Source organism: Methanocella paludicola SANAE, from assembly GCF_000011005.1.
Lineage (GTDB): Archaea > Halobacteriota > Methanocellia > Methanocellales > Methanocellaceae > Methanocella > Methanocella paludicola.
This window is the reverse complement of the sequence record NC_013665.1, coordinates 2,816,018-2,830,063: the sequence shown is the minus strand read 5'-3', so window position 1 is coordinate 2,830,063 and position 14,046 is coordinate 2,816,018. Positions and strand designations below refer to the sequence as shown.

At 59.9% G+C, this 14,046-nt stretch carries 10 protein-coding genes; 9 read left to right on the top strand and 1 reads right to left on the bottom strand.

The genetic code is table 11. From position 1 onward, the window contains the following. Positions 1 to 53: 53 nt before the first annotated feature. The 9 genes from MCP_RS14555 (at position 54) to MCP_RS14515 (ending at position 12,061) form a co-directional block, all read left to right on the top strand. Positions 54 to 1,016, top strand: coding sequence for a transcriptional regulator (locus MCP_RS14555; RefSeq protein WP_012901612.1), 963 nt, complete (start codon positions 54 to 56; stop codon positions 1,014 to 1,016). A gap of 42 nt (positions 1,017 to 1,058) precedes the next feature. Next, on the top strand, positions 1,059 to 1,949 hold the full coding sequence (locus MCP_RS14550; RefSeq protein WP_012901611.1) for an HD domain-containing protein: 891 nt from the start codon (positions 1,059 to 1,061) through the stop codon (positions 1,947 to 1,949). Between the two features lie 138 nt (positions 1,950 to 2,087). Next, on the top strand, positions 2,088 to 4,352 hold the full coding sequence (locus MCP_RS14545; protein WP_394296157.1) for a hydrophobe/amphiphile efflux-3 (HAE3) family transporter: 2,265 nt from the start codon (positions 2,088 to 2,090) through the stop codon (positions 4,350 to 4,352). Then, positions 4,349 to 6,010 (top strand): COG1361 S-layer family protein, encoded by a 1,662-nt coding sequence (locus tag MCP_RS14540; RefSeq protein WP_012901609.1) that lies wholly within the window; start codon positions 4,349 to 4,351, stop codon positions 6,008 to 6,010. The genes MCP_RS14545 and MCP_RS14540 overlap by 4 nt, the downstream gene beginning before the upstream one ends. 292 nt (positions 6,011 to 6,302) lie before the next feature. After that, positions 6,303 to 8,213, top strand: a complete 1,911-nt coding sequence (gene lonB / locus MCP_RS14535) for an ATP-dependent protease LonB (protein WP_012901608.1) — start codon at positions 6,303 to 6,305, stop codon at positions 8,211 to 8,213. Between the two features lie 109 nt (positions 8,214 to 8,322). Then, positions 8,323 to 9,642 (top strand): TldD/PmbA family protein, encoded by a 1,320-nt coding sequence (locus MCP_RS14530; protein WP_012901607.1) that lies wholly within the window; start codon positions 8,323 to 8,325, stop codon positions 9,640 to 9,642. Further along, positions 9,639 to 10,955, top strand: coding sequence for a TldD/PmbA family protein (locus MCP_RS14525; protein ID WP_012901606.1), 1,317 nt, complete (start codon positions 9,639 to 9,641; stop codon positions 10,953 to 10,955). Before MCP_RS14530 ends, MCP_RS14525 begins: the two co-directional genes overlap by 4 nt. A gap of 94 nt (positions 10,956 to 11,049) precedes the next feature. Next, the gene (locus tag MCP_RS14520) at positions 11,050 to 11,574 is read left to right on the top strand and encodes a hypothetical protein (protein ID WP_012901605.1); all 525 of its coding nucleotides are present in this window, start codon (positions 11,050 to 11,052) and stop codon (positions 11,572 to 11,574) included. A gap of 4 nt (positions 11,575 to 11,578) precedes the next feature. Then, a complete protein-coding gene (locus MCP_RS14515; protein ID WP_012901604.1) occupies positions 11,579 to 12,061 on the top strand; it encodes a pyridoxamine 5'-phosphate oxidase family protein in 483 nt (160 codons plus the stop codon). 622 nt (positions 12,062 to 12,683) lie between these two features. Here the strand turns inward: MCP_RS14515 and MCP_RS14510 are convergent. Further along, positions 12,684 to 14,045: a PFL family protein gene (locus MCP_RS14510; protein WP_012901603.1), complete on the bottom strand. Its 1,362-nt coding sequence runs from the start codon at positions 14,043 to 14,045 to the stop codon at positions 12,684 to 12,686. Position 14,046: the final 1 nt, after the last annotated feature.

The following is a 14,046-nucleotide window of genomic DNA, read 5'->3' as shown; positions in this document are numbered from 1 at the left end:
TTTAATATTAGAAAAAAGACAGTTGAATGTTATCATATAATACTTTCGCCATTATGACTCGAGAAACGCTGCTCGACCAGGCCATCCGTATCCTGCAAAAGGCCGAGTTCATCATCTCCGAGAAGTGCGACATCCGGCCCAGGAGCTTCGACGTCGGGGCCCGGAGGGGAAAAACGTTCCTCCTTATCAAGGTGCTCTCCAACATCGAGGGCCTCGGGGAGGATACATCGCGGGAGATGCGGAGGCTGGCCGTACTCTTCAACGGCACGCCCATCGTGATCGGCGAGCACACCAACGACCACCCGCTCGAGGGCGGGGCGGTATACCTGCGCTACGGCATACCCTGCGTCAACATCGAGACGTTCAAGGACAACTTCCTGGAGGAGGTGCCGCCCCTAGTGTACGCCGCGCCCGGCGGCCTGTACGTCGAGATCGACGGGGACACGCTCAAGGCGGTCCGCGAGTCGAAGAACATTTCTCTGGGCGAATTGGCGAAACACCTCGCCGTGTCCCGGCGGGCCATCAGCAAGTACGAGAACGGCATGAACGCTACTATCGATATCGCGCTCAAGCTCGAGGCGGTCCTGGACACTCCCCTGGCCCGGCCCATCAACATGCTCGTCCGCTTCGAGAAGCCCGGCGAGGAGGAGAAGGACGACATGGCCAACGCGACCGACCTGGAGAAGGAGGCGCTGGGCACGATGAAGGACATCGGGTTCGACGTCTTCCGGACCGCGAAGGCTCCCTTCAACGCCCTCTCCAGGGACGACGATAACAAGGTGCTCACCGGCGTGAGCGACTACTCCGAGGCCGTCATCAAGCGGGCCCGGTTCATGTCGAGCCTGGCCGACGTCGCCGACACCTACTCCGTGTTCATCGTGAAGAAGATGAGCAAGTCCCGGAACATAGGGAATACCGTTCTAGTGCGCCACGAGGACCTCAAGGCGCTGGACGACAGCGACGACCTCCTGACGATGCTGCTGAAGAAGCACGCGAAGACGGGCGGCAACAACTAGCCTGAAAGGATTAATAAGCTTTTAGTGAATAACCAGTAGCCTATGGCAGGAGTGGCAACAGGCAAGGGCTATGAGCTCGAGATGCCCTCGAACTACATGTCCCTCAAGGACGCGGCAGAGGCCGCGATAACGCAGCTCGTGGAACCGTACCCGAAGACGAAGAAGCTGTGGGGGCTGCTCAACGGCGACGCGGAAATGAACGCCGACTGGGACATGTCCAACTACATCGCCGTATCGAAGCTGAACTTCAACGACCACGGGGAGACGCACGCGAAGATCGTCGCGGCCAGCGGGCTCAGGATGCTCCGGCTCCTCCTGGACAACGGCGTCACCGCCAGCATCATGAAAGATAAGGCCGGCACAGAGGACGACGCGTTCTTAATAGTCATGGCGGCGGGCCTGCTCCACGATATCGGCAACCAGGTGCACCGGGAGAACCACCACATATCGGGCGTCTACCTGGCCATACCGCTCCTGAACCGCCTGCTGCCCGAGGTATACGACGACCCTGAGGCCATGTACGAGGTGCGCGGCCACATCCTCCACTGCATCTACTCCCACGAGTTCGAGGTGCCCGACCTCACCGTGGAGGCGGCCCTGGTGGGCATCGCCGACGGCACGGACATGACCAAGGGCCGGGGGCGCATCGCCTTCGACAAGGGGAACGTCAACATACACACCGTGTCGGCGCTGAGCATCGACCGGGTCGACATACAGCAGGGCACCGAGGTGCCCGTGGAGATCCACATCTACATGAACAACAGCGCGGGCGTCTTCCAGATCCAGGAGACCCTCGGCAAGAAGATCAGCCCGGGCCCCCTCCAGGACTACGTGCAGGCCGTGGCAATAGCCAGCCCGGACGAGCCTCTGGCCGACCTGCGGATCGTGCACAAGCTGGTCATCAACGGCCACCGGCTGGAGGCTAAAAAATAGCTATTTTTTCTCCCCTATAAGCACTTTTATATTAACAATATTTATATTAAAGCATTAATTTACATAACATAGACATCCGATTCGTTCTATTAGCGCAGCAGTGCTCATGTGAGGTGGGATTACGCTGCGGTAGAGGTGGTGGTTCTTTTGTCGGGCATATGGGAAGCGATAGGCAGGCTCATCAAATCGAACACGTACTTCATCCTGCTCGCCGCCCTCGTCCTCATCGTCCTGGGCGCGGCCTACGCCGGAAAGATATACATGGCGACGGGCACCGAGACCCTGGTCTTCAAGGACACCCAGATCTACAAGGACATCGATTACTACAACGAGCATTTCCAGTCCACCACTTTTTTAATACTGATAACCTCGGACGACGTGCTCGACCCCCTCGTGCTCGAGGCCATGGACGATATGGACCGGCAAATCCGGGCCAATCCTAAAGTGGCCAACGTGACGGGCCTGCACACGCTGGTACAGCAGGCGTATCTGAAGGCCAACGGTACTGACGACATACCGTCGAACCGGGCGGACATAGGCAGGCTCGTGGCCCCATACGCCGAAGCGTTTTCCTTTATCATGCCCAACGAGCACCACGCCATCATGACCGTGGAATTGCTGGGGACCGTGGAGGAAAAGGACGAGCCCGCGATCCTGGACGACATCAAGCGGGCCATCCAGTGGTCTCCCATGCCACCCGGCACGTCCGCCGTGGTCACGGGCAAGACGGCCATGATGCTCGAGATACAGAAGCAGATGATGAGCAGCACGACGGTCATGATGGCCTCGGCCGTCATTTTCATGGTGCTCGCCCTCTGGCTCACCTTCGGCCACGCGGGATGGCGGCTATTGCCTCTGCCCATCGTGCTCGTGGGCATCATATATACCGCCGGCACCATGGGCCTCACCGGCATCCCCCTCACCATGGTCTCCATGGCCGTGTTCCCCATCATGATCGGCCTGGGCGTGGAGTACGCCATCCAGTTCCATAACCGCATGATGGAAGAGCTCAACTCGGGGAAGGACCCCGGCGATGCAGTCGTATCTACTGTCAGGAACATCGCGCCGCCCGTGTTCTACTCCATGATGACCACGTGCCTGGGGTTCACGTCCATACTCCAGTCGCCGATACCCATGATCTACGACTTCGGCAGGATGTGCATCATCGGCATCGTCGTGTGCTTCCTTACGGCGCTGTTCCTGCTGACGTCCGTCCTGTATACCATGGCCAGGGCGGGCCGGGTGAAAAAGCGCCAGGGTTCCGGCCCTCGGGGCCTTGAGAGGGCCATCGGGCTCATCGCCGAGGGCACCACGAAGAGGCCGGCCGTGGTGGTCATCGCGCTCCTCGCCATGGTCGTGGGCTATTCGCTCGACCCGCTCGTGGGCGTGGAGGTCGATTCCTCCACTTATGTCCCCCAGGACCTGCCCTCGGTAGTGCTGTTCCGCACGCTCAACGCCATCGTGGGCTATAAAACGAACGACATGGCAGTCCAGATCAAGGGCCCCGACATCATGAGCGCCGACACGATCAGGTGGATCGACGATCTCGAGACGTACGAGAGGCAGAATAACCAGGACGTGCTCTCCGTAAGCAGCATCGCCTCCCTCCTGAAACAACACAATAACGGCACCCTGCCGGACACCAGCGCCGCGATCATAGGGGTCGCAGAGCGAATACCCGAGGAGCGGATGAAGCTGTACGTGGACGATTTCTACACGACGGGCGTCGTGAGGATGACGCTCAAGGACCACACGACAAATATGCTCATCGATAACCTGGAGCGCATCCAGAGGGACCTGGAGTTCTACCCGCCTCACGCAGGGACGTCGGCCTCGCTGGGCGGCGAGTCGCAGGTCACCCTCATGATGTTCAACTCCATGACCAGCGACCGCCTGAAGATGACCGCATACAGCGGCCTCTGCGTGCTAATATGCCTGCTGCTGGTCTACAGGGGCGACTGGGTCAAGGCCGTGGTCCCTGTCATCGCCGTGATCATCGTGACGGGGCTCTCGTGCATGGTCATGTTCCTGCTCCACATGACGTACACGCCTCTTTTGGTAACGCTGGGAGCCCTCACCATAGGCATAGGCATCGACTTCTCCATCCTGCACATGGAGCGCTACTACGAGGAAAAGGCCAAGGGCCTGCCGCCCGCGGAAGCGATGCGGATAGCGACGGGCAAGATCGGCAACGCGATATTCTCGTCGGCAAGCACCGTCACCGCCGGCTTCGGGGCGCTGGCCATGTCCAGCTTTCCCATCCTGAGCAACTTCGGCCTGATCACCATCATCGACTTCCTGCTGGCCCTGGGCAGCGCCTTCATGATCATGCCCCCGCTGCTGGTCACTTTAGACACGTGGAACTCCAATCGTATAGCACGCAGGCGGGAGGCGGCCGCATGAGCTTCGAGACAAAGCTCCGCACGCTGCTGCTCTGCGCGCTCCTGCTTGCGGCGACGCTCCCCCGGGCAGAGGCACTCGACGGGCCATACCTGCCCCAGACCATCCAGGGCGGCCCGATCATCGACGCGTCCATCTTCGGCAACCGGGAGCTCTACCCGGGCCAGACGACCCCCATCCAGGTGGTCATCCAGAACAGCGGTGTGATCCAGAGGGTCGAGGGCTATGACACGCCCTCGCCCTACCCCATTTCCATCACGCTCACTGTCCCCATCACGAACGGCTCCGACGGCGAGGACGTCGAAGATGAAAGTGCCACGACCACCGAGGCCACGGCCCAATACATGGGGGACGGCGGGTACCCGTCAGGATATGGCATATCAGCGCTGACGGGGGTGGGCTCGTACAGCATTACAGAGTCGGGCATCCCGTACTTCGATGACTTCAGCGTGAACGCCAACCCCAACACTGCCATCGCGGCTACCACGGCGCTCGGCGTCACGGCGAAGCTGTCCACGACGGGCGCCCCCCTCCAGCTCGTGTCCGGGGACTGCGTGGTCGGCGGCTCCCTCCCGGCGGGCAGCGTCAGCCCCCAGTTCACCTACATCGTCCGGGTCGACCGGGGCGCGATGCCCGGGGTATACGCCCTGCCGCTCACCGTCACCTACAAACACCTGATTGGCGAGTACGATTTCACCTCCGCCTTCGGCAGCTACCTCACATATAATAACTACGTGCAGGAGACGGTGACGCTCTACGTTTACGTGGTCATACGGGAGGCGTTCGACCTCGTCGTGACGCCCCTGGACTACGGCAACATGATCCCCGGGTCGGACGGCATGGTCACCCTTAAGGTGAGCAATATCGGCGGGGTGTGCGCCGAGGAGTGCGTCGTGTACCTGATACCGTCGTACCCCGGCGCGCCCCAGGATGGCGACCCGTCCGCGTCGATCATCGTCTCACCGAGCCTGGTGCTGCCCGTGCAGAGCTCCCAGTACGTGGGCCGCATGGACCCGGGCGACGAGAGGCCCGTCAGCTTCAAGGTGGCCGTATCGCCCGACGCAGAGGCGGGCACGTACCCTTTGAGCGCGCTCGTCTCGTATACGGACGCCTGGGGCAAGCAGAAGTCCTCGAACGTTGACACCTTCGGGGTGCCCGTGCAGAAGGAGATGAAGTTCGACGTGGACGAGGTGCCCATCGCCATCAAGTGCGGCCAGTCCTGCGAGGCGATGATGAATTTGACGAACATCGGCGGGGAGACCGCTCACGATGCCGTGGTCCGGGTCAACGCCCTCGACCCCTTCGTGGTCAGCTACGACACCGCCTATTTAGGCGACGTGGAGCCGGGAGACACGGTCAATACGACCTTCGGCATCAAAGTAAAGCCCGATGCCGTGCCCACGACGTACTACGTGACGATGGAGGTCAAGTACTACGATGACCAGGACGACCCCCATGTCACTAAGATAATCCGCAAGGCCATCGTGGTCTCCCCCCCTCCCACGCTCATGGACAAGGTCGCGGAGAACTGGCCGCTCGTGGCGGGCGTGGCCATACTGGCGCTGATAGGAATATTATACGCCGCCCGGAGCGTCCTAAAAAGGCCCGGCCGAAGGCCGCCAATGCAAAAGCCGCCCACCATACAGGAGAAAAAGGAATAAATATTATAATTTATTTATATATTTCTATGATAACAGCTTTGTCAAGCGGGGGGACGGCATTTAGTATATAACCACAAAGATTTTATTTTGCCGTTACAGAGTAAATGGTCGAAGGACTTATTTTCCGCGCTCCATTCCGCGATGGCCCTTCCATCCACAATAACCGGGCATAGAGATAAGCCGACGCCCGTGAAAAACTAAATCGCTAAAAGTATTTATCCTATGTACGAATCTAATTCGTACGAATTGGATTCATCCGAATCTAATCGGTGAGAACGAACGGTGATGGCAATTGAGTGAAGAAGTAAAAATAGAAAAACAGGACGACCTGTGCGGAGGCCTCGAGTTCAACTCGACCAGCGATATCGAGGTGCCCACCAAGCTGATCGACCAGGTGATCGGCCAGGAGCACGCGGTGGAGGTCATCAAGAAGGCCGCGAACCAGCGCCGCCACGTCATGATGATCGGCACGCCGGGCACGGGCAAGTCAATGCTCGCCAAGGCCATGGCCGAGCTGCTCCCCAAGGAGGAGCTTCAGGACGTTCTCATCTACCATAACCCCGAAGATGGCAACAACCCGAAAGTCAGGGTGGTCCCCGCGGGCAAGGGCAAGCAGATCGTAAACGCCCACAAGATGGAGGCCCAGAAGAGCTCCCAGATGCGCAACCTCATCATCGTGTTCGCCATGCTGGGCATACTGGTCTTCGCCTTCGTTTACCTGCGCGAGCAGTTCATGTGGGCGATCATCGCCGTATTACTATTACTGTTACTGCTGAGGTACGTTACCCCGAAAGAGACGGTCATAACGCCGAAGCTGTTAGTCACTAACCAGGGCAAGACCACGGCGCCGTTCATCGACGCCACGGGCGCCCACGCGGGCGCGCTCCTGGGCGACGTGAGGCACGACCCGTTCCAGTCCGGCGGGCTTGAGACCCCGGCGCACGACCGAGTCGAGGCCGGCGCCATTCACAAAGCCCACAAGGGCGTACTGTTCATCGACGAGATCAACACGCTCCGCATGGAGAGCCAGCAGCATTTACTGACTGCTCTCCAGGAGAAGAAGTTCCACATCACGGGCCAGTCCGAGAGGTCCTCGGGCGCAATGGTCAAGACCGACCCGGTGCCCTGCGACTTCATCATGGTGCTGGCGGGCAACCTCGACGCGAAAGAGGGCATGCACCCGGCGCTGAGGAGCCGTATCAAGGGGTACGGCTACGAGCTGTACATGACCGACTCCATGGAGGATAACCCGGAGAACCGGCGCAAGCTCGTGCGCTTCGTCGCCCAGGAGGTCATGAGGGACGGCAAGATCCCGCACTTCGACCACAGCGCCGTAGACGAGATCATCCGCGAGGCGAGGCGCAGGGCCGGCCGCAAGGGCCACCTCACGCTCAAGCTGCGTGACCTGGGCGGCCTCGTGCGAGTGTCGGGCGACATCGCGAGGTCCGAAGGGGCCGCGCTGACGACCGCCGACCACGTGCTCAAGGCGAAGAAGATATCCCGCTCGGTGGAGCAGCAGCTCGCCGACACCTACCTCGACCAGAGGCGGGACTACCGGCTGTTCAAGGCGGCCGGGGAAGAGGTCGGCCGCGTGAACGGCCTGGCCGTCATCGGCGGCGACTCGGGCATCGTGCTCCCCATCGTTGCGGAGGTCACCCCCGCCCTATCGAAGGCGGAGGGCCACGTGTACGCCACGGGCAAGCTCAAGTCCATCGCCAAGGAGTCGGTCCAGAACGTGAGCGCCATCATCAAGAAGTTCACGGGATACGACATCTCGAGCATGGACGTGCACATCCAGTTCGTCGGCGCCTACGAGGGCGTCGAGGGCGACAGCGCCTCCGTGTCCATCGCGACGGCGGTCATATCGGCGCTATCCCAGATACCCATCGACCAGACGGTGGCCATGACGGGCTCGCTGTCCGTCCGGGGCGAAGTGCTCCCCATCGGCGGCGTCACCTACAAGATCGAGGCGGCCGCGCTGGCGGGCATAAAGACCGTGCTCATCCCGAAGTCCAACGTGGGCGACGTGCTCATCGAGGAAGTATACAAGGACAAGGTCAAGATCATCCCGGTCACGAACATCAGCGAGGTGCTGGAGTATGCGCTCGTGGGCAAGATGAAGGAGTCCTTCCTCGATAAGATCCGGAACTTCAGCATGGACAAGATGGGCATCGGCATCTTTGATAAGGCCCTGCCCCACTAAACTAAATTTAATATCTTCGATGTGGCGCCGTCTTTAATGGGCGCCCGCGCCCCTTTATGTGGGGCGCCCTTATCCTTTTAAAAACTCTTTAGCATATAGACGTGAGAAAATGGAATTCTACGATGTCAGGGAGATCGACGGCTATACCGCCGCGATCGCTTACGATAACGGGGAGGTCGACGAGATCTCCGAGCATTTTGTCACCGGGGGAGCGGTGCGTGCCCTCGTCGGAGGGTCGTTCGGCTTCACCAGCGTGGACGACGTGAAGCAGATGAATACTGCCGTCAGGGACGCCATCGCCATCGCCAGGCAGCTTGACAGGCTGAACCCCCGCCCGAAGATCGAGCTCGCCCCCATACCGAAGGTAAAGAAGGACGTGTACCGCGTCAAGAAGAAGCCGTCCGACATATCGCTCGAGGAAAAGCAGCGCCTCGTCAGGGACATCGAGGAGGCGCTCAAAGGGGACGGCATCACCAGCACGAAAGTATCCTATTCCGAATCGTACTCGCACAACACTTTCCGGTCCTCCCAGGGCGATGAGCTCGAGTACGACGCCTACCGGACCGGGTTCAGCTGCATCGCCGTGGCGAAGGACGGCCCCAACATGCAGATGGGCCGGAGGAGTTACTTCAACGTGGGCGGGTACGAGGTGTTCGACCAGTGCGACCCCGTCAAGCTCGCAAAGGAGGCGAAGGAGGAGGCTTTAGCATTATTAAGGGCGGGCAGCCCGCCCGGAGGCCACTTCGACGTGGTGCTCGACCAGGAGCTTGCGGGCGTGTTCATCCACGAGGCCGTGGGCCACGCCTCCGAGGCCGATACCGTTTTAGAGGGAGACTCCTGCCTCGAGGGCCAGATGGGAAAGCTCATCGGAAGCGAGCTGGTCACCGTGAGGGACGACCCCACCCGGCTCCAGTATGGCTATTATCCCTATGACAGCGAGGGCGTGCCCTCCCAGGCCACCGCGATCATCGAGAAGGGCGTGCTCAGGAATTATCTCAACTCCCGGGAGACAGCGCTCCGGTTCAACGGCCATCCGGGCAACGCCCGGTCGGGAGGCCTCATGCGCCCCGTGGTGAGGATGAGCAACACGTTCATCGACAACGGGGAGATGACCCGGGACGAGGTGTTCGAGGGCGTGAACGGCATATATCTAAAAGGCTCCAGGGGCGGACAGGTGAACACCGGCGAGGGCATATTCCAGTTCAACGCCATCATGGGGTACATCGTGAAGGACGGCGAAATAAAGGAGCCCATACGGGACGTATCTATTTCCGACAGCACGCTGAAGACCCTGAAGAACATCGTCCGGGTGGGGAACGACCTGAAGTTCAGCTCGGGCCGTTGCGGTAAGGCCGGGCAGGGCGTACCCGTGGGAGACGGCTCGCCGCACGTCCTGGTGAAGGACGCGGTCGTGGGGGGCTCGGCATGAACTTCAAGAGGCTCATCGACCTGGCCCTGAAAGAGGGCGCCACCGAGGCGGAGATCTTCTACTCGAAGGGCCGCGTGGTCAACGTCGAGACGCAGAAGGGCTCGGTCGGCTTCGCCGAGGAGAGCGTGTCCGACGGCATCGGCATCAGGGTCATCGCCGGCGGGGCGTTCGGATACTCGTCGGTGAACGATCCCCGGAAATACGAGGACGCCGTCCGGACGGCGGTGAAGTGCGCCAGGGCCCGGGGGCGAGACCCCTCTCTGAAAGGGCTGCCCGGCCCGAAGCCGTATAAGAGCGTCTCGGGCATCTACGACCCGCGCATCGACGAGATGAAGCTCGACGCCTGCATCGACACGACGGCACAGATGGTCTCCGAGGCCACGAAGGAGGAGGGCGTCTCCGTCACGTTCGGCAAGTTCTCCAGCCAGGTCTCCGAGGCGACGATAATCAATTCCAACGGCATCGAGGCCCACGAGAAGGAGACCGCCGCATACGGGTACATCGACGTCATATTGAAGAAAGCGGACCAGGTCTCCACGGCCTACGACTACGACGTTTCCAGGGCGCTGGACGTGAACTTCCCGGCCATCGGCTCCAGCGCGGCCCGGCTCGCCGTCAGCTCGCTGAACGCCGTGTCTATCGAGAGCAAGACCTGCGACGTGCTCCTCGGCCCGCAGGCGTTCGCCGACGTCATGGAAGGCACGCTTTTATTCGCCATCAACTCCGAGAACGTGCAGAAGGGCCGGTCCAGCCTGGCCGACAAGATCGGCAAGGCAGTCTCGGTCGACGGGCTGACCATGGTAGACGACGGGCTCATACCCGAAGGCCTGGGGACCTCCGCCTTCGACGACGAGGGCGTGCCCACGCAGATCACTAAAATTATAGGCGATGGCGTGCTGGAGACGTTCATCTACGACAGCTACACCGCGGGCAAGGCGGGCCGGGAGTCGACGGGCAACGCCGTCCGTGGCACCTACCAGCTCAGCCCCAAGGTCGGGCCGCATAACGTCCGGTTCGAGTACCCGAGGTGCGATGTCATAGGCGAGACGAAGAAGGGCATCTACGTTAACTCCATCATCGGCGCCCACACGGCCAACCCCATCACAGGGGACTTCTCCGTGGAGTGCAGGAACTCGTTCATCGTGGAGGACGGCCAGAAGACGAAGCCTATAAAGTCCATGATGATGAGCGGCAACGCATTCGAGTTCATGAGCAAGATCGCCGCCATGGGCAGGGACGACAGGAAACTGGGGGCATTCGTGGTGCCGACCGTCAGGGTAAAGGACGTCCACGTCACCCGGGGCAGCCAGTAAAAAGAATAAATTTGGTTTTTTTTGCGGGAGAACAAAATATAAATCGGTTATGTGCCTAAATAGCATAGCTTAGCCCATCATCAGAGGACTAGATATGCGTTCCAGGATCTTCGCCATCTTGATCGCCCTGCTGGCCGTAGCCGCCTCAGGCTGTGTGCTCACCCAGACAGCCCAGCCGTCTCCATCGCCCCAGGCGACCGTCACCCCAGTGCCTCCTACCGTCTGGCCGCCCGCCACCATCGGCACCATCACCAGCAGCCAGGTGAGCGTCAAGGACCTCGAAGTGTCCTATAACCGGAACGAGGACTCGATGCAGTCGGAGAACTTCACCATCGTCATGGAAAACACCGGCCGCACATGGGCCAATAACACGTTCCTGACGCTGAGGGTGACCGACGCCCAGACCGACGAGTTTTACTATAACAGCCCCCAGATCGACCTGGGCAACATTCCCCCCCGCTCCACCAGGCAGGTGAACCTGACCACGGACCGGCACGACTTCGGCTTCTCGGTGCTGGTGGAGACGGAATATTTCTGGGGCGATAACCTGGAGTTCCATAATAAGTTCAAGAAGGCCTACACGCTGGCCCCCGTGGACCTGGACCACCTTAGCGGGTGATCTTGTGAAGGTCGTTCGCGCGAGGAAGCGTAACATGGATGAGGCCGGCATCCTCGACTTGCTTTCGAGGGCCGAAGTCGGCCAGCTCGCCACCGCGGGCCCCGATTGTAAGCCCTACGTTATCCCGGTCTGCTTCTTTTACGAGGACGGCCGGATCTACATCCACTGTGCCCTGAATGGTAAAAAGCTTGACAACATAAGAGCTAACCCGGGCGTTTCTTTTTCGGTATTCGAAGTGCTGGGCATGGGCGTGGGCGCCGACCGGCCGTGCAATAGCTGGGCCTACTACCGGAGCGTTGTTGCATCGGGCAGGGCTCGTATCCTGGGCGGCGACGAGAAGCTGAGGCCGCTTCGGCTGCTCGCAGAGAAGTTCGCCCATGGCCCCGTTGCGGAAATGCCCTCCGACTCTGTGGGCAGGACTTGCGTCGTCGAGATCACCATAGATGAGGTCTGCGGCAAGAAGAATGAGAAAAATAAGCCGCTCTAGGCTCTTTAAACATTCTCGAAGACGGTTCAAGCACAAAGTTCTTGAATATGACTTGAGGGACTCTAAGAACTTTTAGTTAAACAATAGATAACTAAAAAAAGTTTTGGTTCTTGTGCGTTTTTTGGATGATATATTGCTTTGGCTGATGCCTTCGCTCGTTTTTATGTTATGCCGTCGTTGAGTGGTCCAACCACAGGGGCACGGAGAGCGCTGAGTTTCACGGAGTTTTCTTATAAAGGGAGACCCAGAGGGCACAGGGGACGGGTTTATAACATTCCCGGGGCACGGAGTTGAAAGAGGCACTGGCGAGGATAAACCGCATTATTGTTTATTGGTCAACCGAGCCTCAATAAACTCTGTGCCCCAGGCAAACTAATAAACCGGCCTCTGAGCTCTCTGAGTCTTAAATTATTAAAAAATAACTCTGTGAAACTCCCGTGCGCTCCGTGCCCCTGTGGTTGGACAACTCAACGACGGCATAACTAGAAAAGGATAAAAAAATATTCATCCCAAAACTGCGGAAGAGTCAAAATTATTGAAAAAGGCTTCGAGCCTCTTCCAGCCAGCTTTGAGAACTTTGTGCTGAAAACGTCTTTGAGCATTCTTATAATTTTAGAGGGGTTTAATTCCTGAAGCTCTGGATGGGCGCCGGTATCCGGCCGCCACGCCTGACGAACCCCGCAGAGGAGAACTTGTTCAGGGGCATCACGTAGCTTCCGCCCAGCAGCCCGCCGAACTCCACGTACTCTCCCTCCTTGCCCGCGGGAATGAGCCGCACTCCCGTGGTCTTGCCGTTAACCATTCCGATGGCGCACTCGTCCGCGATGATGGCGGACAGCGTCTCGGGGGACGTGTCGCCCGGCACCACGAGCATGTCCAGGCCCACGGAGCATACGCTGGTCATGGCCTCGAGCTTGTCGATGCCTATGGCGCCGGACTTGACCGCATCTACCATGCCCGAGTCCTCGCTCACCGGGATGAAGGCGCCCGACAGGCCGCCCGTGTACGACGTGGCCATGGCGCCGCCCTTCTTCACGGCGTCCGTCAATAACGCAAGCGCGGCGGTCGTGCCGTGGGTGCCGCACTTCTCCAGGCCCATGATCTCTAAGATGTTGGCGACGGAGTCGCCCTCCGCCGGGGTGGGAGCCAGCGACAGATCCACGATGCCGAACTCCACGCCCAGCCGCCCGGCCATCTCCCGGCCTACCAGCTCGCCCATGCGGGTGATCTTGAACGACGTGCGCTTGATGGTCTCCGAAAGCTCGCCGAGATCGGAGTTGTCCATCTGCGAGAGCACGGCCCTCACGACGCCCGGCCCGGAGATGCCGACGTTGATGACAGTCTCGGGCTCGCCCTCGCCGTGGAAGGCGCCTGCCATGAACGGGTTATCCTGGGGGGCGTTCGCGAAAACCACAAGCTTGGCGCAGCCGATCGGGTTTATGGCGGCCGTCTTCTTCATGACCTGCCCCATGAGCAGGACGGCATCCATGTTGATGCCGCTCTTCGTGGTGGCCACGTTCACGGAGCTGCACACCCTGTCCGTGGACGTTAACGCCTCGGGAATAGAGTTGATCAAAATGGAATCGCCGGTGGTGAAGCCCTTATGGACTAAAGCCGAGTATCCCCCGATGAAGTCGATGTTGAGGTCCTTCGCCGCCCGGTCCAGGGTCTTCGCCACCGAGACGGCCCCCTCGATGGCATTCTTTTTGCCGGCGAGAGGCGTGTCCAGCAGGCTCGCGATAGGGGTAACGGAGATGCGCTTATTCACGATGGGAATGCCGAGCATCTCCTCGACGGCCTTAGCCTCGCTCACGAGCTTCCCGGCCCTCGACGTGATGGTCTCGTAGATGTTCTTGTTCATCTCCCTGATATCGTCGGAGATGCATCCCCGGAGGTTGATGCCCATGGTGACCGTGCGGATATCGAGGTGCTCCGCCTGGATCATGCGGACGGTCTCGAGGATCTCTTCGATGGAATAGATCATT